Here is a 20,557-nt window from a genome sequence, read left to right as displayed (position 1 = left end):
GGGATTGAGGCGTTGGTGTCCTAAGACCGCTAAGAATCCTCCGGTGGAAGCGCTTTGCCTGAGGTTATGGGAATCACCCCTGCGCGGATCGATTCTTGCTGAAGCACCTGTACATGCCTCACTCGTCATCGATACGGTATCGATCGACTCACGCTTGACGGGTAAAGACTTGTAAAAATGGGTTGACTCAATTGTTGCCAGATGTCTTCCTACTCCGTTATTGGTTGTGGCTACGTCGGTAGCTTCGTGGCGGCAAACATGAAGAGCCAAGGCCATTACGTCATTGGTACAACCCGCACCTCTCAACGGTTCGCTGAGTTGCGCAACGTTGTCAATGAACCGATCAGCCTTGATCTCGCTGACCCAAACTGCGATTTTTCATTCCTTGAAGACCAGCAGGGTCTGCTGATCAGCGTGGCCCCTACGCAAAACGGTGATGGATATCAATCGGTTTTTTCTAGCGGGATTCGAAACCTTGCCCGCGCTTTGCGTTGTCGTCAGTCCATCCAGCCTCTCCACGTGACCTACATCAGCTCTGCTGGTGTGTATGGAGATCATCGCGGCGAGATGGTAACTGAAAATTCATCTGTTGACTCTGTAAACCCTGTTAATGCGATGTTGGTGGAAGCAGAAAATGTATTGCTCACCATTGATCGGCCTGATACAAAAATCTGCGTGATGCGTTTAGGAGGTATTTATGGCCCCGGTAGGGATATGGTTTCGATGATCAAACAGGCAGCTGGTGAACAGATCCCAAAAAATGGGAATGACGTTCCTGCTTGGAGTGGCATTGTCGATATCACCAACGGTGTGAGTTTCGCTTTTAACAACCAGCTTGTGGGAACTTACAACCTTGTTGACGATATGCAGCTCAGTAGGCGCGAATTGTCAAATGAAATTTGTGATATTGATGGATTGCCTCCTGTGATTTGGGCCAATGAAAATAGCCCAGGAGCTCGGGCGATGAATGCCAAAGTAAGTAATGAAAAAATAAAATCAGAGGGGTTCCGCTTGAGTTCTCCCTCCATGCTCCTTCCTACCCCTGTTTAGGCAATTGATTGGTAGTTAATCATCTAAGTTGTAGAGCTAGGTTCAACCATCGTTTAACTAGCTCTACATGTATATAAGTCCTGATTGCTTTCTTATTTTTTCATTAAAAAGTATCGCTTTTGAGGATCTCAGTCTAAACATGTAGGAGTATTTTTAAGATAATTTCTAATCGTCTTTGAAACAGCAAAAAGGATCTCCTCATAGCATTGAAGAGTTCAACATAATTATTTCATTGATAAAATTAAGGATTTCAATCTTCGGCTATTGAAATCAACGGTGGAAAATTGCTTCATCATTTTGAAGTATCAATTCACCAGGGAAGCTGTTGTCCGCTGGAATGCCAAAAGGTCCCGCTGGCCTCGAGTTCTAGCTCATCAATTCGTGCCAGGAGCCCTATCACCGCTTTTTCTGGGCTGATTCCTTTTGGATTGAAGTTGATCATGCGCGTGCTGACAAGCCCTGGGTGGAGGATGGCTATCGCAATTCCGCGTGGTTTCAGGTCGATCGATAGTGATCGACCAGCCATATTCAGCGCCACTTTGGACATCCGGTACCCATAAGAGCCACCCGATGTGTTGTCGTCAATCGAACCCATTCGACTTGTGATCAGGGCCAGCTTTGCGCCTCGGGGCATCAGTTCCACTAGCGATTGCGCCAACAACAACGGGGCTAGGGCATTCACTTCAAATTGACGTTTGATCCCTTCGCTATCAAGGGTCTCGAGATCCATGGATTGCAAAATACCAGCATTAAGGATGACGCCATCCAACGACCGACTCTGTAAGTTCTGAACTAACGCGGAGATAGAGGCTTCACTGCTCAGTTCGATGCCGGACTGAATCTCCACACCGATGGCCTCAAGCTCTGGAGACGCTTGGCGACATACAGCAATTACCTGGTCATGACGAGCCTGTAGTTGACGGCAGAATTCAAGACCGATGCCCCTGTTTGCGCCTGTAACAAGAAAGGTGGCCAAAGAGCCCTCTGAATCAGACAACAGTTTGATTCGGAATCATGAGGGTGCGATGACCGGCAGGAATTTCCAGTTGTGCCAGTCGACATGCCACCATTCCGTGGCAAAGAAACGAAATCCTCTGCGCTCCATTGCCGTTCGTAGTTTTTGAGCATTGGCGGCGCGGTCAGCGAGAACGCCATCAGCATCCACATGGGCGGACTTCGAAAAATCGTCGTAATCCGTTGGCATTCGCAACGGACTCCCCTGCTGATTGATGAGTGTTACATCCACTGAAGCGCCTCGGGTATGACGTCCAGCATTGACTGAGGGATCTGAAACGTAGCGAAGGTCTTGGATTGCATCCCACATCAGCTGCTGAACAGCAAGTGGACGATGAGCATCCCAAATTTTTAATCTAAGTCCTTCCTTGGCAAGATCTTGTTGGACGTTTTGTAGTGCCAAGGCCACGGGACAACGTAGTTGTGGTCAACCTTGGGATAAAGGGTTTGTCCTAGAAAATTATTAGAACTGGCATAGCGAATTTCAAACAGAGGTCTTGGTGAAACCCTATTTAATGACACAAGGTCAAGGCCGCTGCACGTTAATGGGGTCTCAGCACCACTAGGCAATGCGCTGAGTGGGATGCAAAGACAAAATCCAGCCGCCACTTTGAGCAGGATCAGCACATCTTTAAGGCTTTTCCTTTTGCTTTAGGTCATTAAACCAAATACTGATATCAATGATTATGAGATGAATGTTGATTGAAAGTTCCACATTTCACCTGCCTCTTGCCACAACACCCAGGAGTGCCGAGATCCATCAACATCAATGAGTTGTCCTGCAAAACCGGCTGGTGATGGTTGAAAGAGATCGGTTAAATCCTGTACGGCCTTGCCATCACTTGTCAAGATTTTGGTGACTCGCTTTCCAATCCGCTTGGACAGATCTCGCTGGAACTCGTCAATGTTCATATGTCTTTTTCATGATGTTGCATGAAGTGTTTAGAGGTTCAGTGTTGAAACTGATTAGAGGTTACCTCTTGTCATTGGTTTCGTCTTCATGATCCTTCAAAAAGATTGTGTTTATTCATTCAACTAGAGCTGCTTTCGTTTCGAGAAATGAATAAGCCAGGCATAGTTCATGGTTTGATTAAAGGTTTGTTGTATATATAATGTTGAAAGAGGTCTATGTTGACTCAATCCTAATCAACTAGTTTGCACAATTAACATGGTTAATGCGTTTGCAAGAGCTGTGGTCGGTTGATTTAGATGTTGCCTTTTGATGGAATTTCATTCAACGTGATTGCTCTTTGTACTCCGAGCATCAGGGCCGCAGCGTTTCAAGTGCAATCAATGGATTGAACAGGGGGTCGTGGATGCTATGAGGCATGATGTTCGATCCGGCAACGGCAGCGAATCATGGCAAGGTCTTCCTCCTTAGTCCATCGCTAATGCTCTGGGTGGATGTTGTCTCTCAATATCAATCGGCTGCATCCGTAGTGCCTGACTGGGACGAAATGCCGAGGAACGAGAACATGAAAATGATTCTCATTTTGTAAGAACTGAGCTAAAGTTCTTCTACTGGTTTCTCAGGGGTCAGCCTGAGAAGGAAACGGGGAAAGAACGGTGTGATTCCGTCGCTGTCCCGCAGCTGTGAAGCGTCTCTTCGGGAGCCGTCAGTCAGAACGCCCGCCAGATCTACAACCGACGAGGATCGACAATTGACTCTTTCGAAACAGGCCTTCTTGGGGCCGATCAAAACGGCTGCCCTAGGAATTATTCCTCTCCTTTTGCTGGGAAGTCCAGCTTTTGCTCACCACCCGTTTGGCATGGGTGACAGCACCCAGCTCACCGGATGGTCGGGTCTTGTGAGTGGCATTGGCCACCCACTTCTTGGGCCAGACCATTTGCTCTTTTTGCTGGCCATCGCATTCATTGGTCTTAAGCGTCCGAGCGCCTGGATTATTCCAATGCTGGCCATCGGCTTAGGCGGAAGCCTGATTTCTCAGTTCATCCCCTTACCTGATGTAGTTGCGCCCTGGGCTGAAGCCCTCGTGTCGTTAAGCCTTGTGGTTGAGGGCCTGATCGCGCTTTCAATCGCTCCAGCTGCCTGGCTTCTGCCGCTCTTTGGTCTGCATGGCTTTTTGCTTGGCAGCACCATTGTCGGAGCGGAGCCCACTCCTCTCATCACCTACTTCTTAGGTTTGCTAATAGGACAAGGTGTTTTATTAGCCCTTGTCTGCTCTTTATCGCAAACCGTGATCACTCACCTTGGAGAGCAAGGGCGTCGTCTCGGTGCTGGGATCTGGATGGGTATCGGAATTGCCTTTGCCTGGGTCGCACTGATCGACTAATACGCAGATCAATAGAGAAAAACATTCACGACCTCTTCCTTCTTGATGGAAAGGAGGACTTATTGTACAAACATTAAAATAGCCATGAATTTAATTCGGAAAATATTCATTGTGCCTGCAACTTTGAGTATTGTTTTTTCGACAGCTAATCCGAAGAGCAAAGCATCCAGTGTTATTGATCTCAGTATCAATGATATGCCCGAAAACACGGTGCACTCTGTTGCCAGCAGCCGCGAGCAAGTCACCAGCATCACTCAGTTTTCAGACGTTTACCCAACCGATTGGGCTTATCAGGCTCTTAGCAACCTGATCGAGCGCTACGGCTGTGTTGCTGGTTATCCCAACGGCACCTACCGCGGTAACAGGGCGATGACCCGCTTTGAAGCGGCTGCTTTGTTGAACGCCTGTCTCGACCGCGTCACCGAAGTGACCGACGAGCTGAAGCGCCTGATGAAAGAGTTCGAAAAAGAACTTGCCATCCTCAAGGGCCGTGTTGACGGGCTTGAAGCCCGCGTTGGCGAACTGGAAGCCACTCAGTTCTCCACCACCACCAAGCTTTCAGGATTGGCAACGTTTGTTGTTGGTGCCAATAACTTTTCTGGAACCAAATCAAAAGCAGATGCAGCCAATAGAGATTTTGGCGCTACTACGTTCAATTACGACCTTCAATTAAGTCTTGAAACTAGTTTCACGGGAAAGGATTTATTGCTTACTGTCTTAAGAACAGGTAACTTCGATGGTAATTTTGCTTTTGGAGGCAGTCCTAATGCATTGTCAACTTTAGAAACAGCATTTCAAGAAAATGGTGGAAGTAATTTAGGAATTGACAAGCTTTTTTATCAATTTTCTGTTGCCGACTCACTCACCTTCACTCTCGGTGCTCGTGTTGGTCAGGAAGATATGCTTGCCGTATGGCCTAGTGCGTATCCAATCGATGCAATCTTGGATATAACAACATTAAATGGTGCTCCAGCTGCTTACAACAAAAACCTGGGAACAGGAGCTGGTGTTAGTTGGTCAGCTGACAACGGTTTCAGCGTCTCTGCCAACTATGTTGCTGCTCAGGGTTCAAGTTCAGACCCCAATGCTGGTGGTATAGGAACTGAGTTTTCAGAAGCTTCAGGAACTATACAAATTGCTTATGAATCAGAAAGCTGGAACATCGCTGCAATTTGGTCAGGTGTTCAAAGTCCATCTGAATTAGCCGGTAGTTTTGGCACTCCATTTGCTGCAGAAAACTACTTTTCAGGTGGTAACAGCTTTATGAATGCTTGGGGTATTGGCGGCTCCTGGCAACCACAAGACAGTGGTTGGATACCATCTGTCTCAGCAGGTTATGGCTATAACTCTGTTTACGCTAAGAATGCTGGAGATGTCACGGCCAGTCAGTCATGGAATCTTGGTCTGGAATGGGCAGACGTCTTCCTGAAAGGCAACAATGCAGGTATGGCTGTAGGCCAACCTATTTTTGCAACTAGTCTGAAAGGTGATTTAACTCCAGCTGATGGTAATTATGTATGGGAATGGTGGTACCAGTTCCAGGTCACTGACAACATTAGTGTTACACCCGCATTATTCTATTTGAGCCGTCCGGAGGGTCAAAATACTGATCTTGATGATAACGATAATACGTTTAGTCAACTAGGTGGATTGGTAAAAACAACTTTCAACTTTTAAATTACTTCAAATTCAAACTTAATTTTCTTCATTCCCATGTTTTCTCTCTTGCGTTCTAAATCATTCTTCTCTGTTTCTGGTGCGTTGCTGCTTATGGCGTTTCTCGTTTCCTGTGGCACATCGCAAAAAACGAATCGTAATAGTGATCAATCAAAACTCAACGTTGTTACAACGTTTTTACCTATCACTCTGTTCACGGAAGCGGTCGCCGGTGAATGCGCCACTGTCACGTCATTGATTCCACCAAATCTTGGCCCCCATGATTTCCAGGCTACGCCTGCCGACATCTCAGCTCTAAGTAATGCCTCGGTCTTGGTAAAAAATGGACTAGGGATGGAATACTTTCTAGACAAATTAATTACCTCAGCAAACAATAACTCGCTTCAAGTTGTCGATACAAGTCGTGGCGTGGCTGTGATCAGGTCAGACGACGATCAGGATGAAGCTAAGCAGGGGGACCAGGAGTATGGCGAGGTCAACCCTCACATTTGGCTGGACCCACTCCGTGCGGTTCAACAGGTCGAAAATATCCGTGATGGCCTTGTGAAAGCTGATCCAGATTGCGCCGATGGGTACACAAAAAGGGCGGCTGCATACGCTTCTCAGCTGAAGGGCTTGAATACAACAATTGCAACCCAGCTCAAGCCTTTCCGGGGTCAGACGTTCATCGCTTTCCATGACTTTGCTCCCTATTTCGCAGAGCGTTATGGTCTCAAAGCGGATTTTGTCGTTGATGTTCCCGAGATGAACCCCACACCAGAGGATCTCCAACGCGTGTCCAAAAAGGTACAGCAGTCACAACTCAAGGCCCTTTTGAGTGAACCCCAGGAAGGTGACCGTTCTTTTAATGCGTTGGCTTTAGATCTTGGTGTCAAGGTCGTGACGTTTGATCCGCTGGAAACAGGTTCAGAACAAGCTTCTAAACAGCCCGATACTTACTTCAAGGTCATGGACAAGAACGTGGCCTCCCTTATCCAGTCCTTCGGAAGCTAAGGATGAGTGTGAAAGAAGCAATCCTCCAGGTTCATGATCTAAGCGTCGAACGCCGAGGGCGTTTGGCAGTAGAGGGGGTTTCCTTTTCTCTCCCTGCTGAAAGCGACACGGCCCTTGTCGGTCCCAATGGAGCAGGAAAGAGCACGCTTGTCGCTGCTTTGCTTGGACTGCTTCCCCATGCTTCTGGGCGTGTTGAGCTGCTGGGTCAGCCCATAGCTGCCAATGGTTGTTTGCCGCGTTCTGTGCGGGCTCAGATCGCTTATGTACCTCAAAACCTTGTGATTCAAGGGTTGATTCCGCTCAGTGTTGCTGAGTTTGTGGGCTTTGGGTTTGACTTGCCAGGACCAAGCCTGCCGTGGAGGTCGGGTAAGCAAAGAACAGCAGCTGTCTTGAGAGCCTTAGACCGAACCCAAACCTGTGATCTACGCAAACGCTTGCTGACGGAATTGTCGGGTGATCAGCTGAAACGTGTTCTGCTGGCCTTTTGCCTTGTTCGTCCACGACGCTTGCTCGTGCTCGATGAAGCGCAAGCCGGTCTTGATGTTCATTCCAATGAGCAGTTTCAGCAGCAATTGCTCGACCTACGCCGTGAGGAGGGTTGGACTGTTTTGCAGGTCTCGCACGACTTAGAGATGGTTCGACGCAGCAGCGATCAGGTTCTTTGCCTGAACCGGAGTCTTCGCTGCAGTGGCACTCCGCAAGCAACCCTCAGTGAGGAGCGGTTAGGAGAGCTTTACGGCCTCAATATGGTGCCTCAGCCCCATGGTTGAATTTCAATTTTGGAGCCTTCTGTCTGAGCCGTTCATGCAAAGGGCGTTGCTTGGAGGGATGCTTACAGGTGCCCTTGGCGGAGTACTCGGCAGCTTTGCCGTACTTCGTCAGCTGTCGTTCTTCAGCGATGCTTTAGGCCATTCATCTCTGTTGGGAATCACTCTTGGCATTCTGCTTGGCGTGAATCCCACGCTTGTATTGATTCCTTTTGCCGTGCTTTTTGCACTGCTTGTGAGTCAGTTGGTTGAACGCAGTGCTCTTCCCACTGATGCGCTGCTTAACATTGTTTATTCAAGCTCACTGGCCGTAGCGATTCTGGTGCTGAGTCGCGTGAAGACGTACCGCGGAGGTATTCAACAGTTGTTGTTTGGAGATATCCTCGGTATTAGTCCACTCGATATCGTTGTGATTGCAGTCTTTCTTGTTGCAAGTGTGATCTATCTAGGCCTCAGTATGCGGGCTCAAGTATTGCTCACACTGAATCAGGATTTGGCGGGCGCGATGGGAGTACGTACGCGTTGGCATGGTTTGGCATTTGTCATCCTTTTGGCTGTTGTGGTTGCCATATCAATCAAGGCTGTAGGTGTGTTGCTCATTTCAGCCTTTGTTGTGATTCCCGCTTGTGCTGGCCGTTTATTGAGTCGAAGTTTTCCAGTGTATGTGATGATTTCTTCTGCTATTGGTGGTGGATGTGCATTGCTAGGTCTCCTTTTCTCGGGCTTAACAAATTTGCCTTCAGGTCCTTCAGTCGTGATGGTTCAATTCCTTGGTTTTCTACTCGCAATGTTGCTAAGCAGCAGCATCCACCTCAATTCAAGATCATCCTAATTCATGCGCCTTTTGCTTGTCTTCTTTGAATCATTGATGGATCGTTGATATTAAATACTTGGCAATGCCTGAGCTAATACTGTGGTGACTGCCGTATCAACACTAAGAACTCTTGTGCCTAGATGTATTGGCGATGCAATCTTTGCCGTTGCCAGATCAACTTCAAAGGGTACGAATCCACCTTCAGGTCCAATCATGACGACAGAGGGTTTTGAGGCAATATTAAGATCAATTGCTGAATTTTCTGCACCCATGTCTGTAATCCAGCAGCTACGAGATCCGCAGAGATGGGGTAATTGATCTTCTACAAAAGGGCGGAACCGTGGATAAAATTGTACATTCGTCATCAGTGTATCTTTGGAGCGTTCCATGCCTGCAACGAGTGACTCCTGAATTTTTTCTGGTTGCAAAAGAGGGCTTTGCCAGTAACTCTTCTCTACTCTTGCGCTGTTGATCAAGTGTAAATTCTTAACACCATATTCTGCAATCGTACGTAAAATTCGTCGTAACATCTTTGGTCGTGGTAAGGCAAGGACAATGTCAAATTGATGCCTTGGAGGGGCTGATTGGTTTAGAACAACCTTAAGTCGTACAACTTGTGAATCAATAGACTCAACGATGCCATGACCGCAATCACCACCCAGTAGGCCTACTTTTAATGATTCTCCAATAGTTGGATTTAAGACCTTTAAGATATGCGTTAATCGATAATCACGAATGTGTGCTGTATTTGAATCACTAAGAAAGTCTTGCGTTTTGAGGAGAATAATATTCATGGAGAATGATAAATCTATTTAATGGTGAACGATCTGCTGATCGTATTCATTTTATGGATTGGACTCAAGTCAGCTGAATCGTCGGTTTTGAAAGGATGGTCGCTTCACAGACAGTTTGGTCAGAATGCTGGACGTGAACAACCTCTGTGAGAGTCTGATCGTTCACCCTATGGTGATCTGAGCAGGATGGCTGAGCATGCCGTGCGTTGTTTTGGCTGCTAATGGGGTTTGATCCTCGGCGATGGTCGTCAGCGGCAGAACCGCATCGTCGTCAGACGGTTACAAGCAACGTTGACGCCCTTTTGGCTGAAAATGACAGTCTGCGTAGACAGGTTCTGCAGCTGAAAAGGCAGCTTGATGTGCTCCGTCAGCGTCAGTGGACACAATCCCAGTCAAAACAACAACAGCGCTCAAATCCGCGTCGACAAGAGCATGGAGACACAGCACCATCCGTCTCTTCTGAACAGGTTGAACGTTGGGGAGAAGCCCTTGCAAAGCAGCAGGGATGGAATGCCCTTCGTCTCAGCGAACTTGAGCATCTAATCGATGCATTGAATCGGGCCAGTTTTCACCCTCATCTCAATCTTCAACAACGATTGGATCGGCTGATGCCTGGGCTGGGTACCGATTTAATTGCTGCCATGCTTAAGCCGGTCACAAAAAAGCGATGCGCAGTACTTGCAGCATTTGCTCTGTATGGAATTAGGTCTCGTGAATGGCTTGACGAAGACCCACAACGGGTTGTCTTTGAATTAAAAAATAGACAAAGGAGCTCACAAAAAAGTCGCAGAACAAGGTCTGATCAGCGAGCTTCAGATCGCAACTACCAGTCCTACGGTGAAGGAAATAAATCTACGGAGTTATCAATCATCGAAGCACTCCGAGTTTTAGGTCTCAAGCATGGGGCATCTCAAGACTCTATTAAAAAGTCTTATAGGCGCTTAGTTAAACAACATCATCCAGATCTTGGCGGTTCACCCGATTCATTTCGTAAAGTCAATGAAGCCTATCAGTTACTCATCATGAATGCATGACTCATGCTGAAGTGCAAAAGCTATTTATGGTTGTAAATACTGAAGCGAACATCAATTAGTTTTGAATCATTCCCATAGAATGCTTTGATTGTTTTCAGATGATTTTTGGATTCAAGCCAGATCCCGGTAATTGTAAATTTTTGGTTGAGAGTGATTCTTGCTGGACAACGTAACACAATGTTATCAGGGAAAAAATATTCTTCTTCATTCGTTTGTGGTTTCATTTCGAACGTGGTATTAATCGAAGATCGAGTCAAATCAGTATCAATAATTTGAGTGATTCCATGCCATTGGTTTCTGTTTTCCCAAGGTGGAACAAGCTCACTTGTATTCGACCACGATGAATCATCAAGATCCTTACGTCGCTCACGAATGCAAGCTGTTCTTTGAAGTTCACCATCGACCCCATAAAGCATGCCAACGCTGCAGCGAACATTCTTGTTGGTAAGAAAAAGCTCCATTGGAAAATATTGTTCTTTTTTGGCCTGAAGAACAAGCCATGCAGCAGATCCATCGCGAAAAGCCAATCCCCGCATATAGTCGCTCGCAGGATGCATGAATCCATCTTTTTTGCAGTGATCTTTGAAGCTGTACGTCCAATGCTTTTCCTCATGCTCGCCATGATTATAGAAATACTGATTAAATTGATTAATAATCTTTTTTTCAGGATCGGATTCAAACGATCGATTACTTAAGAAGGATTCTGACAACTCTCCACTTGGTTTATAACGTGTCCATTGCCCATCCCAGGCTCCGAGGTGATAATCCCAAAATGCATTCCAGTTTTGTAGGGAGGATAAATTTTGATCATTCATGGTGTCACACCAGTGGAGATGAGGAAAGATACTTTTCTTAGACTGTTAATCTCAATGAAATAAAAGTTGGTGCTTCAGGAGGGGACATCGATCTCAATGATTTGGTTCCCTTAGTCTCATGAATATGCTGATCAAACTCAACCATTGGTAGTAGACGTATTTGAGTAATGGGTCCAGAATTGATCAAGACCACCATTATGAACACTCAGCGGCTGAGTATCGATGATTTGGACCTATTCCTTTTGCCTTGTTGCAGGAGCAGTTTTAATCGCCTTCTCCCTTGATAACGATGGCAATGGTCTCGATGGCGGAGGGTTTGATGGTGATGGTTCGGGCGGAAACCTAAGCCTGCTATTCAGTACTCCGTTTTGGTCGTTTGGTCTCTGTGGGTTCGGCTTGTGTGGACTGTTGATGTTGTTGCTTAGCCCAAAGGACAGTGGATTCCTTTCCTTGTTTGTTGCTTGTTCAATGGGTTTGGGTATGGGATGGGCTGCATCTCATGTGTTGCGCCTTATGAGCCGTCGGGAGGCAGACACACTCATCCGCAATGACGACTTTATTGGTCAACAGGCTTTGGTGACATTGCCTATCACCCAAGCGGAACGTGGTTTTGTTGAATTACGCGTGCGTGGCAGTTTGATTCGAAGACCAGCCCTGAGCAACGCGGGACGACTTGAAGAAGGTACGGCTGTGGTCGTGCTGGCCAGTGATGAATACACCCTGCGCGTGGACCGGTTGTGAGGTTTGTGGACAATCTTCTTCTACGGAGCTAACCCAGGATCAGCTTCCCGTTGCCCATGTCTTCACGACTGCTCAGTGAGCAGCCCTCACCATCGGTTGGTTTCCTGTCTAGGGATCAAAACAACACAATCGCAGGTGGGGTTGGAATTGTTGTCGTCAGTCTCGTTGGACTGACACTTCTAAGTCGATGGATGATTCGGATTTGTCGACCCAACGAGATGCTGGTGGTAACGGGATCGCGTACCAATCAGGGAAGTCAGGGCTTGAAGGGATATCGCGTCGTTGCAAACGGCGGCTGGACATTTGTAAAACCAGTGCTCGAGACAGCACGGCGTATGGATGTCACGCTGCTACCAGTCTTAGTTGAAGTAAAAAATGCCTATTCTAATGGAGGTACACCGCTGAATATTCAGGCCATTGCCAATGTGAAGGTCAGTACGGATCCTGATGTTCGTAACAACGCAATTGAACGTTTCCTGGGACGCGATCCTCGTGAAATTATTCAGGTTGCCCAAGAAAACCTAGAAGGAAATTTACGTAGTGTTCTCGCTCAGCTCACGCCAGAAGAGGTCAATGAGGACCGACTACGTTTTGCTGAGCAAATTGCCAAGGATGTAGGAGATGATCTGAGGCGACTCGGACTTCAGCTGGACACGTTAAAGATCCAAAGCGTTTCCGACGATGTTGATTATCTCAACTCAATCAGTCGCAGAAGAGTGGCTCAGATCGTTCGTGATGCTGAGATTGCTGAAGCTGAAGCGATCGGTCAAGCCGAGCGGATTGAAGCTGAAATGGAGGAAAAAGCCGAAGTGGTTCGGACTGATGCGCAGACCGTCGTGCTTGAAAAGGACAACGGTGTGCGAACCAAAGTTGCCTTAATGGAAAAAAAGGCACGATCTGAAGAGCAGCGAACAGAAGCAGCGGAACTGGAAGCTAGAGCGATAGCGGAGCAAAAACTTCAAAAAGTTAGGGCGGAGCTAGAACGACTACGGCTGCAAGCCGAACAAGTCCTTCCAGCTCAAGCCAATCAAAAGGCAAAAGAGCTGAGAGCTCGTGGAATGGCTGCTGCAACGGCGGAGGACGTTAAAGCAAGTGCCTTAGTGAATGATCTGCTCACTCAGGTTTGGGAAGAGGCAGGCAGCACAGCAGAGCTTGTGTTTCTTCTTCAGCAAATTGAAATGGTGCTTGATCACGCCACACGTCTTCCAGGACGTCTTCATTTGAAAAGGATCACAACGTTGGATGGCAACGATGCATCCAGCCTTGCCAGCCTCGTAGCGCTGAATCACGTCGTCGTACGACAGTTCTTTGATCAAGTCAAAGAAATCTTTGGTATTGACCTGATCGACACCCTTTCAAACAGAGGTAATCAGTAATGTTTTTGTCTATTCTTCTAACAGGCGGAGCGGGCGTATGGGCCTTCATAGTGCTCCTCAAAAAGTTGTATTACATCTGTCAACCGAGCGAAGCTTTGATTTTTGCCGGTCTTAGACGCACAACTGGATCAGGTCAAACAGTTGGTTATCGAACCGTTCGAGGCGGTAGTGCTTTGCGCATCCCATTGCTCGAAGAGGTGATGCGATTAGACCTAAGCAATATGATCATTGATTTGCAAGTTGAAAGCGCTTATTCACGTGGTGGTATTCCTTTAAACGTGTCTGGCGTTGCAAACATAAAAATTTCAGGTGACGAACCAGGTATTCATAACGCCATTGAACGTTTAATTGGGAAATCGCAAGACGAAATTCGGCATATTGCAAAAGAAACCCTTGAAGGGAATCTTCGAGGTGTCATGGCTAGTTTAACTCCGGAGCAATTAAATGAGGACAAGGTAACCTTTGCACGAACGCTACTAGAGGAAGCGGAAGACGATCTTCAAAAGCTAGGTTTGGTGTTAGATACTCTCCAAATTCAAAATATCTCCGATGATGTTTTGTATCTTGATTCAATTGGTAGGAAGCAACTAGTTGAATTGAAGAGGGATTCACGAATAGCAGAAGCAGAGGCCAAATCTCAATCTGCTGTGAAGCGTGCAGAAAACGAACGTATTACATCGCTACGTCGACTTGATAAAGACCTGGCAATTGCGACAGCGAATGCAAATAAACGCGTTCAGGATGCACTAACAAAGCGTGACGCCTTGGTTGCTGAGGAAGAGGCACGTATTGGTGCTGAGCTGGCTCGTGCAGAAGCAGAGCTTCCAGTACAGGAACAACGTATCAAGCAAGTTTTACAACAATTAGAAGCTGATGTTATCGCTCCTGCGGAATCAGAATGTCAAACAATGATGGCTGAAGCGAAAGGTGAAGCTGCAACAATTATTGAACAAGGAAGGTCTCAAGCAGAAGGATTACGTGATCTTGTTGAGTCACTAAAACGATCAGGTAGCGATGCCAAGCGTCTGTTCCTATTGCAAAAGCTGGAACCGCTTCTAACGATGCTAAGCGATACTGTGCAACCCATCGAAGTTGAAGAAGTCAATCTGATTGGAGAACGTGATGGGCAGAACAGTCTGTCAATTGCTACATTATTGAAGCAGCTGCAGTCAAGTACAGGGTTACGGTTACCAGAACAAATGACTTCTAAAGATATTGGGGATACGACTGACTGATTATCATATTTAAAAAATTTTAAAGGCCAAACCATATATTTACTTTAAGAAAATTGGATTAATGTATACCCTATGTCTGTTCAAGTCAAGAGTATGAAAATTTTATTTCCTGTTTAGTTTTTCCCAAGCATCACTATGACGGAAAGCAGGCCACGCTACAAAATAATAAATGAAGAGTGGAAATAGCGAATATTCTGGATGAACATATGAACCATACAATAGCCAGTAACCTCCTAATGCTATAGGAAGAGCAATTAATCTTGGTCCATTTCCATAATCGTCTTCAGCCCAGCGTGCACTCAACGCTTTTCCTACAATCCAAGGAGACAAAATAAGTAAAAAAGACCAATGAATTAACAGACGATAGAGATTCCAGAACGGCTTGAAAAACAATGAAATAATCAGGAATACGATTAAGTATGGAAAAACCACTGCTGTAATGACGCTGAATACCTATGCTAGTGCTTTGAATGCCCTAAATCAAAGCTGCTTATAGATTTCTATAATTGATTGACAATCGAACTCAGAATTATAATCGCCGATTGTTAATATATCCTCCATCATGTCAAGATGACTAGTCATTTGGTTGTTAATATGGTTTTATTGCAAAAGAGATATGTGTGGAGAATCAAATATTCCGCAGGAATCGCATCAGAATTGGTTATCATGAATGGGTAAATTCATTAATTTATAATTTTTGCAATATGGTTATTAAATAGATCTACTTGATAATTTAAATCGAGCCTTAATAAAGCCTTTTGGATATTCAACATTTAGCCACTATTTTTCATTGACTACATTACGTAATTCTCGGAGAACCAAATCCTATGTCTAAAAGCTGGAATGACATTGAGAATCATTGGATACGTCTAAGAGATCAACCAACTTTTGTACTAGAGACTCCTTGTGTTTTGATAGATAAAGATGGAGACTTATTTGAAACAACCCTTTTTGACTTAATAGATTATATTAATATGCCTCCAACGCTGTCGAGACAACTCTTGAAGGATTATCTTCAAAACGCTGTTGAGTATGGAGTAGAAGCTGCAAGGAGCAAAATGATGGATACATATAAAAGCAACAGCCAGAAGTTTTTTGAAGAGCTTGCCTTGATCAAACAGCTGTCTCGAAATGATACCTTAGGTGATATTGATGACATCCTTCACGCAATGGATGTCGCTAATAAAGGTTTTATTGCAGCTCCACGAAAGATGCTGATTGTTCAAATGGGGGAGTCTCGAGCAGATCTCTTATTAGTTTCACCACCTTCCAATGATGGCAGGAAGATGGTTGCCACTCAGTAATTAATTCCCGTATATTTCAGTTCACTGCTTAGTATTTTTATTATTAGATAGTTTTTGTGTTTTCATTTGATTGTTACTATAGGATAGTATATTACTTCCTGGTTTTTCATGAATGCTGATTTGATTGGGTATATAGCTGCAACTTTAACAACAGTCAGCTTTTTTCCACAAGCGCTAAAAACGCTACGAAGCAGAGATACGCAATCGATCTCATTACGAATGTATCTACTATTTACAGCTGGTGTGACGTTCTGGTCCATCTATGGGTGGATGGTAGATGATGGTCCAGTTTTGCTTGCTAACCTAATCACTTTAGTACCAGCAGTTATTGTCCTGAGTATTAAGCTCAGTAGTTATTTGAAGAATGAAAGACGACTATAAATGATAGGTGTAATTATGACTTAAAAGTATTTTCCAAATGATAAAAAAATTGAATATTATTTGAAATCCAACAAACTCGTAAAAAATAAAACCGTAGAATGACTAAAATCAAACTAATGCACGATTCAGTTGAAAAATATTATCACGCAAATGAATTGATAGGTACAAAAAATAGAGAGAAAATCTTGACAGCCTAGTAAATGTTCGAGAACATAGCTTCTTTTAATGAAACTTTTTCTTTATCATAGCTTTCATCACCATGAAAGAACACTACCCATTGACAAACTAATGTATGAAGACTCTCGAGAGATTTTAGTTGTTCTGTCGATCCTGGTTTTGTAAATTTAAAATCCATAAAATTTCTGTCTGCTGTGCTTTGTTGGCTTTTACAGTGTTGATCAATAGTCATAGCTTAGATTTGATCTTTTTTAGCAACTCTCAAGGCTGTGAGCTGTGATAAAGCCAAAAGCACTACTGTCGTATCAATAACTAGAGGCGCATTCAGAGCAAAAAATTTCGTCGAATAACCTGACACGGGGAAGTATGTAGTTATGTGAAGACTCTACTACAGCCTTGTGGACTCATTCGTGAGTGTTTATACCATGCTGAACATGGCCAATGAGGAAGTCATGCCTCGAACGCGGCAACATCATAAAGCGCATAGCTGCGTCCGGATCAAGGGGCAGCTAAAGATAGGCTTCAACGCTTATGTCCAGCAAGAAGCTATTTCCTCTATTACTATTTCATGAAAGGTAGGTAAGCCATTGCTTGATGAGCTAAAGAATCAAATTTTCATCGCCGATGCAGAGCTCGTGACGTTGAGGAGTTTGGCTGTTCAACTTGGTGTAAGCGATACGGAGCTAGACCTCGCATCAGTTGTCCTAACCATTGAAAAGGCGTTGCATGAAAAATTTGATTGGGAATTAAAGGCTGAGGCTGCTGGATACCAGTCTGTCGATATGGCACTCGCGGCTCTAACTGAAGTAAATGCATATTCCAAGGTTCCATCTGAGTTCACGACTGCACCAAGTCAATGGCTTGTCTCGCGTTCTGCAAATAAGAACGATCAAAGTTCTCATGAACCGATCTCTGTAACAGCGACTCAGGCACAAGAGCTACTTAATAAGCTTCAACCACTGATCGCTGAGTTTTGTGATGGAGCAACAGAAGCCTCGATTCAATCGTTACGAGAAGGTTTTTTCTGTTTGTCATACAATGATTTCTCGATTGAATTACTTAGAATTATCATTGAGGATAGGGGTATAAATAATGTATCAAAACAGTTAGATACTAACGCGTTCTGTCCACCTGTTGGAGAATTAATCCTTGCTTATGAAGATGTATGCCGACCATGGCTTCAGTCAAAAATTGATTTTCAAATGCTGGTTAAGTTTGCCAAATATCCAATTCGTATGGACTTAGTAGACCAGGCTTCAGAACTTGATGCACTCAATAATTTTCAGAATGCAGAAATTGCTACACTTTTAATTAGTACATCGTTTTATGAATTGGCATCTATCGGACTGGAAGAGGTCACGGGGTATGAACTAAACCATCCAGGAGGACTTCCCACGAAAGGTCAGCTATTCCTTGAAAGATTAAAGAAAATAGGGCTGCAAGAGTCGATTAAGGATTACCAGCAAGCATTAATTGACTAATTCCTGCTTTGTATTATACTTTCATTTTCAAAGCCTAACTCTTTCTATGACTCTTTAGTTAAAATATATTTCCAATCTTATTAAAAAAACTCTGGTTTTGACCATGTATTACCCACTGGAATAGGCTCTTTCAATTGAAGAAGAATTGGTCAGAGATTGAAAATCATTGGAATAGACTAATAAGTCATGAACTATTTGATATGGCGATTCCTTGTATTATTATTAATCCAAACTGTGAGGTAATAGAAATAAATATTTCAGGACTATCGAATCACCTAAAGGTGTCGATGTCAATGTCTTCGCCCTTAGTTAAAAAATATAGCCAACTGTCATTACAGATCGGTTCTGAAAAAGCTATGAAGCAAATGATGATGTCTCATATGAATGAGGTAGATGAATTTTGTTTGATGTGGGATGAGGCTAAGAAGGATGTCGCAAATGGTGCAATGGTCACAATAGATGATTTAGTTGATGCCATAGGTACAGCAAAAAAGGAATTTTTTGAAAGCCCAAGGCGAATACTTGTTGTGCAAATCAATGAAATAGATTGTGATATATTGCTTGTTGGCAAGCCCGAATTTGATGAGTTACCCGAGAGTGATTAACATTTAAAAGTACATCATGATATAAGAGCTTATAGATTTGTTAGCGAAAATGTTATGATTTGAATACTGCGCTTTAGCTTGATTTCAAACAGTTTTTTTCTACAAACTTCTTTCCTTTGTCATCGCCCAGCTCTACAGCTCTTTTCCAGTCTAGACAAGCAGTCATTAAATCTCCAGTCATATCCATTGACATTCCATGGTTGAAGAATGCATTACCATTGTTTGGATCAATTGAGATTGCTGAATCAAAATCTAAAATAGCTTCATTTAGATTGCCAGATCTAGCCTTCGCAATTCCACGATTTCCGTATGTATCAATTCGATATGGGTCTAATTCTATAGATTTATCATAATCAATGATTGACCCGGAAAAATCCCCTTTTTTAGCCTTTGCAACTCCTCGATAGTCATAAGTGACTGCATCATTAGGGTCTATTTCGATCGCCTTACTGAAGTCAACAATAGCTCCATTGTAATTACCTAATTCCAGCTTTTCTATCCCTTTCCGCTGAAAGTCTCCATTGACATCTGTATAAGAAGATATTGTCAATGAAATGAACACCAGAAATATTGCTAGTAGAAGCGAACGATACCTCATCTTGTTTAACCGTACTTGTTACAGCGTACACTCAAAACAACCTTCATGCTCCCCGATGAGATGGATCAAAGCAAATTTATTGTGAAGGAGGAAAGCTCAATTGAAATAGGTACGTCGCTTGACGATTATCCCCACTGTTACCTGTTCGCTTGCAGGTGCTTTTACCTGTTGAATTGTCAATAATTGTAGATGATAAAAAGCTTTTAAGAAATAGCTGACCTACAAATTATCTAGATCGATTTCTACCCTTTTCCTATGGATTGAGGAATCCAGTCATTCACTGCTAAATCGGTTCTCTTCAGCAGCGCAAAGCACGTGCCCGCATTTCCACGGCAAATCCGAAGTGAGTCATCTAACCCTGTGATATCGAGCCAAGCAGGAAAGGATTGATTAATCGTAGCTAAAAGCTTTGGTCTCCATCCATTGCCTAAAGAGGGACCAAGCCAGCCGCCTCTTTTAAACTGTACGCCAACTTGATTGGTGCTATTGATCGACAATTCAGCTTCAACAGCAATCCCCACTACAGAGCCAATGGGAGCACTTAAACGTAATAGATTAACCCCTTTTTTTTGTACTGGATCAAGAATCTGGAGATTTTCAAGCCAAGGAGCTTGCTTAAGCCAAGGCTGACTTGAGCTACTCCATTTTAATTCCCAAACTCCCTTAAGTAATGTTATATCAGTTTCAAGGTTAACCCTTGATAGCAATTCAAATTCCTCGATCAATGATGGAATGAAGCAACTTTTAGGATCTGATTGAAGTAAGTTCGTTAATTGTTCCTTGCATTTCATCAGATTAACTCCGGATGGTTTATGTCGCCTTTAAAGGGCCCAATCGTCCAACTTGTAATCCACCCACCATAAAATGAACCAGGTTGAGGTGAAACATGTTCACCTTCCAAAATGCAAGCATCAACTAATCGGGGGTACAGACTTATCCAATCCTTAAGGAGTGAAAAACGTTCTGTTGGTCTTGGATAGCTCCATCCAGCACGTGATCGTGAATCTGTTCCATCAGCTTTGCTCAGTGACCAATACTCAGCTACTCCCTTCCATTCGCAAAATGAGCCACGTCCAGAGATTTGTTGTAGAGAGCCATGGACAAAAGCCTTTGGATTGATATAGATCGTTGGTGGGTGAAAGGTTTCACATACACGCACGTAGCGGGTATCCTCAGCAATAATTTCATCAGCAATACGAACCGAGACATTCCCATTCACTAGCTCAATCAATGGTGGCCTTGGGTAATCCGATACATTTTCTTCAATTGGCATTGAATCACTACAACTTATATATTCTAGGTATTTAAGCTTTGCACTGCTTGCATTCCTTTCCTAAATTTAAATAGCTTTCAACTGGCAGCTTGAAACAATTTGACCTGGGATACAAATAAGTATGCTATTTTATC

The 20,557-nt window shown here is 44.2% G+C and carries 22 protein-coding genes and 1 riboswitch; of the genes, 14 read left to right on the top strand and 8 right to left on the bottom strand.

What is annotated here, in order from left to right:
- Positions 1–201 precede the first annotated feature (201 nt).
- Positions 202–1,050, top strand: a complete 849-nt coding sequence (locus SynMVIR181_RS06770; RefSeq protein ID WP_186588705.1) for an NAD-dependent epimerase/dehydratase family protein — start codon at positions 202–204, stop codon at positions 1,048–1,050.
- Between the two features lie 310 nt (positions 1,051–1,360).
- Here the strand turns inward: SynMVIR181_RS06770 and SynMVIR181_RS06765 are convergent, their stop codons facing one another.
- The gene (locus tag SynMVIR181_RS06765) at positions 1,361–2,026 is read right to left on the bottom strand and encodes an SDR family oxidoreductase (protein WP_186590549.1); all 666 of its coding nucleotides are present in this window, start codon (positions 2,024–2,026) and stop codon (positions 1,361–1,363) included.
- A gap of 36 nt (positions 2,027–2,062) precedes the next feature.
- A complete protein-coding gene (locus tag SynMVIR181_RS06760) occupies positions 2,063–2,473 on the bottom strand; it encodes a M15 family metallopeptidase (RefSeq protein ID WP_255444185.1) in 411 nt (136 codons plus the stop codon).
- A gap of 1,096 nt (positions 2,474–3,569) precedes the next feature.
- Positions 3,570–3,716: riboswitch (cobalamin riboswitch) on the top strand.
- Positions 3,717–3,833: 117 nt separating this feature from the next.
- On the opposite strand from SynMVIR181_RS06760, the gene SynMVIR181_RS06755 reads away from it, so the two are divergent.
- From SynMVIR181_RS06755 to SynMVIR181_RS06735, 5 genes are all read left to right on the top strand, one after another.
- A complete protein-coding gene (locus tag SynMVIR181_RS06755) occupies positions 3,834–4,358 on the top strand; it encodes a HupE/UreJ family protein (RefSeq protein ID WP_370593892.1) in 525 nt (174 codons plus the stop codon).
- Between the two features lie 84 nt (positions 4,359–4,442).
- Entirely contained in the window at positions 4,443–6,035 is a 1,593-nt protein-coding gene (locus SynMVIR181_RS06750; protein ID WP_186588704.1) for an iron uptake porin, read from the top strand.
- Between the two features lie 36 nt (positions 6,036–6,071).
- Positions 6,072–7,028, top strand: coding sequence for a metal ABC transporter solute-binding protein, Zn/Mn family (locus SynMVIR181_RS06745; RefSeq protein ID WP_186588703.1), 957 nt, complete (start codon positions 6,072–6,074; stop codon positions 7,026–7,028).
- Between the two features lie 2 nt (positions 7,029–7,030).
- The gene (locus SynMVIR181_RS06740) at positions 7,031–7,798 is read left to right on the top strand and encodes a metal ABC transporter ATP-binding protein (RefSeq protein WP_186588702.1); all 768 of its coding nucleotides are present in this window, start codon (positions 7,031–7,033) and stop codon (positions 7,796–7,798) included.
- A complete protein-coding gene (locus tag SynMVIR181_RS06735) occupies positions 7,791–8,627 on the top strand; it encodes a metal ABC transporter permease (protein WP_186588701.1) in 837 nt (278 codons plus the stop codon). The genes SynMVIR181_RS06740 and SynMVIR181_RS06735 overlap by 8 nt, the downstream gene beginning before the upstream one ends.
- Positions 8,628–8,677: 50 nt before the next feature.
- Here SynMVIR181_RS06735 and SynMVIR181_RS06730 read toward each other — a convergent pair whose 3' ends face one another.
- Positions 8,678–9,403, bottom strand: coding sequence for a 16S rRNA (uracil(1498)-N(3))-methyltransferase (locus SynMVIR181_RS06730; RefSeq protein WP_186588700.1), 726 nt, complete (start codon positions 9,401–9,403; stop codon positions 8,678–8,680).
- Positions 9,404–9,624: 221 nt separating this feature from the next.
- On the opposite strand from SynMVIR181_RS06730, the gene SynMVIR181_RS06725 reads away from it, so the two are divergent.
- On the top strand, positions 9,625–10,437 hold the full coding sequence (locus SynMVIR181_RS06725) for a J domain-containing protein (protein ID WP_186588699.1): 813 nt from the start codon (positions 9,625–9,627) through the stop codon (positions 10,435–10,437).
- Positions 10,438–10,457: 20 nt separating this feature from the next.
- Here SynMVIR181_RS06725 and SynMVIR181_RS06720 read toward each other — a convergent pair whose 3' ends face one another.
- Positions 10,458–11,252: a DUF3598 family protein gene (locus SynMVIR181_RS06720; protein ID WP_186588698.1), complete on the bottom strand. Its 795-nt coding sequence runs from the start codon at positions 11,250–11,252 to the stop codon at positions 10,458–10,460.
- Between the two features lie 222 nt (positions 11,253–11,474).
- On the opposite strand from SynMVIR181_RS06720, the gene SynMVIR181_RS06715 reads away from it, so the two are divergent.
- Genes SynMVIR181_RS06715 through SynMVIR181_RS06705 form a run of 3 tightly spaced genes read left to right on the top strand, consistent with a single transcriptional unit; the run spans position 11,475 to position 14,604 of the window.
- Entirely contained in the window at positions 11,475–11,993 is a 519-nt protein-coding gene (locus tag SynMVIR181_RS06715; RefSeq protein ID WP_186588697.1) for an NfeD family protein, read from the top strand.
- 56 nt (positions 11,994–12,049) lie between these two features.
- A complete protein-coding gene (locus SynMVIR181_RS06710; RefSeq protein WP_186588696.1) occupies positions 12,050–13,369 on the top strand; it encodes a flotillin family protein in 1,320 nt (439 codons plus the stop codon).
- Positions 13,369–14,604: a flotillin family protein gene (locus tag SynMVIR181_RS06705; RefSeq protein WP_186588695.1), complete on the top strand. Its 1,236-nt coding sequence runs from the start codon at positions 13,369–13,371 to the stop codon at positions 14,602–14,604. The genes SynMVIR181_RS06710 and SynMVIR181_RS06705 overlap by 1 nt, the downstream gene beginning before the upstream one ends.
- A 102-nt stretch (positions 14,605–14,706) precedes the next feature.
- Here the strand turns inward: SynMVIR181_RS06705 and SynMVIR181_RS06700 are convergent, their stop codons facing one another.
- Positions 14,707–15,036, bottom strand: coding sequence for a hypothetical protein (locus SynMVIR181_RS06700; protein ID WP_186588694.1), 330 nt, complete (start codon positions 15,034–15,036; stop codon positions 14,707–14,709).
- A 395-nt stretch (positions 15,037–15,431) separates the two neighbouring features.
- Between SynMVIR181_RS06700 and SynMVIR181_RS06695 the strand changes: the two genes are divergently transcribed.
- The 4 genes from SynMVIR181_RS06695 to SynMVIR181_RS06680 all read left to right on the top strand — a co-directional run bounded on the left by SynMVIR181_RS06695 (position 15,432) and on the right by SynMVIR181_RS06680 (position 18,552).
- Positions 15,432–15,908 carry a hypothetical protein gene (locus SynMVIR181_RS06695; protein ID WP_186588693.1) on the top strand — a complete coding sequence of 159 codons (477 nt, stop codon included), beginning with the start codon at positions 15,432–15,434 and terminating at the stop codon, positions 15,906–15,908.
- Between the two features lie 108 nt (positions 15,909–16,016).
- Positions 16,017–16,289 carry a SemiSWEET family sugar transporter gene (locus SynMVIR181_RS06690; protein ID WP_186588692.1) on the top strand — a complete coding sequence of 91 codons (273 nt, stop codon included), beginning with the start codon at positions 16,017–16,019 and terminating at the stop codon, positions 16,287–16,289.
- Between the two features lie 827 nt (positions 16,290–17,116).
- Positions 17,117–17,947: a hypothetical protein gene (locus SynMVIR181_RS06685; RefSeq protein WP_186588691.1), complete on the top strand. Its 831-nt coding sequence runs from the start codon at positions 17,117–17,119 to the stop codon at positions 17,945–17,947.
- A gap of 200 nt (positions 17,948–18,147) precedes the next feature.
- A complete protein-coding gene (locus tag SynMVIR181_RS06680) occupies positions 18,148–18,552 on the top strand; it encodes a hypothetical protein (RefSeq protein WP_186588690.1) in 405 nt (134 codons plus the stop codon).
- 73 nt (positions 18,553–18,625) lie between these two features.
- Here the strand turns inward: SynMVIR181_RS06680 and SynMVIR181_RS06675 are convergent, their stop codons facing one another.
- From SynMVIR181_RS06675 to SynMVIR181_RS06665, 3 genes are all read right to left on the bottom strand, one after another.
- A complete protein-coding gene (locus SynMVIR181_RS06675; protein WP_186522755.1) occupies positions 18,626–19,114 on the bottom strand; it encodes a tetratricopeptide repeat protein in 489 nt (162 codons plus the stop codon).
- A gap of 278 nt (positions 19,115–19,392) precedes the next feature.
- Positions 19,393–19,941, bottom strand: coding sequence for a PAP/fibrillin family protein (locus tag SynMVIR181_RS06670; protein WP_186588689.1), 549 nt, complete (start codon positions 19,939–19,941; stop codon positions 19,393–19,395).
- Entirely contained in the window at positions 19,941–20,423 is a 483-nt protein-coding gene (locus tag SynMVIR181_RS06665) for a DUF427 domain-containing protein (RefSeq protein WP_186588688.1), read from the bottom strand. The genes SynMVIR181_RS06670 and SynMVIR181_RS06665 overlap by 1 nt, the downstream gene beginning before the upstream one ends.
- Positions 20,424–20,557 lie beyond the last annotated feature (134 nt).

It is taken from the genome of Synechococcus sp. MVIR-18-1 (assembly GCF_014279835.1).
Taxonomy (GTDB): Bacteria; Cyanobacteriota; Cyanobacteriia; order PCC-6307; family Cyanobiaceae; genus Synechococcus_C.
This window is presented reverse-complemented; position numbering and strand designations above follow the sequence as displayed.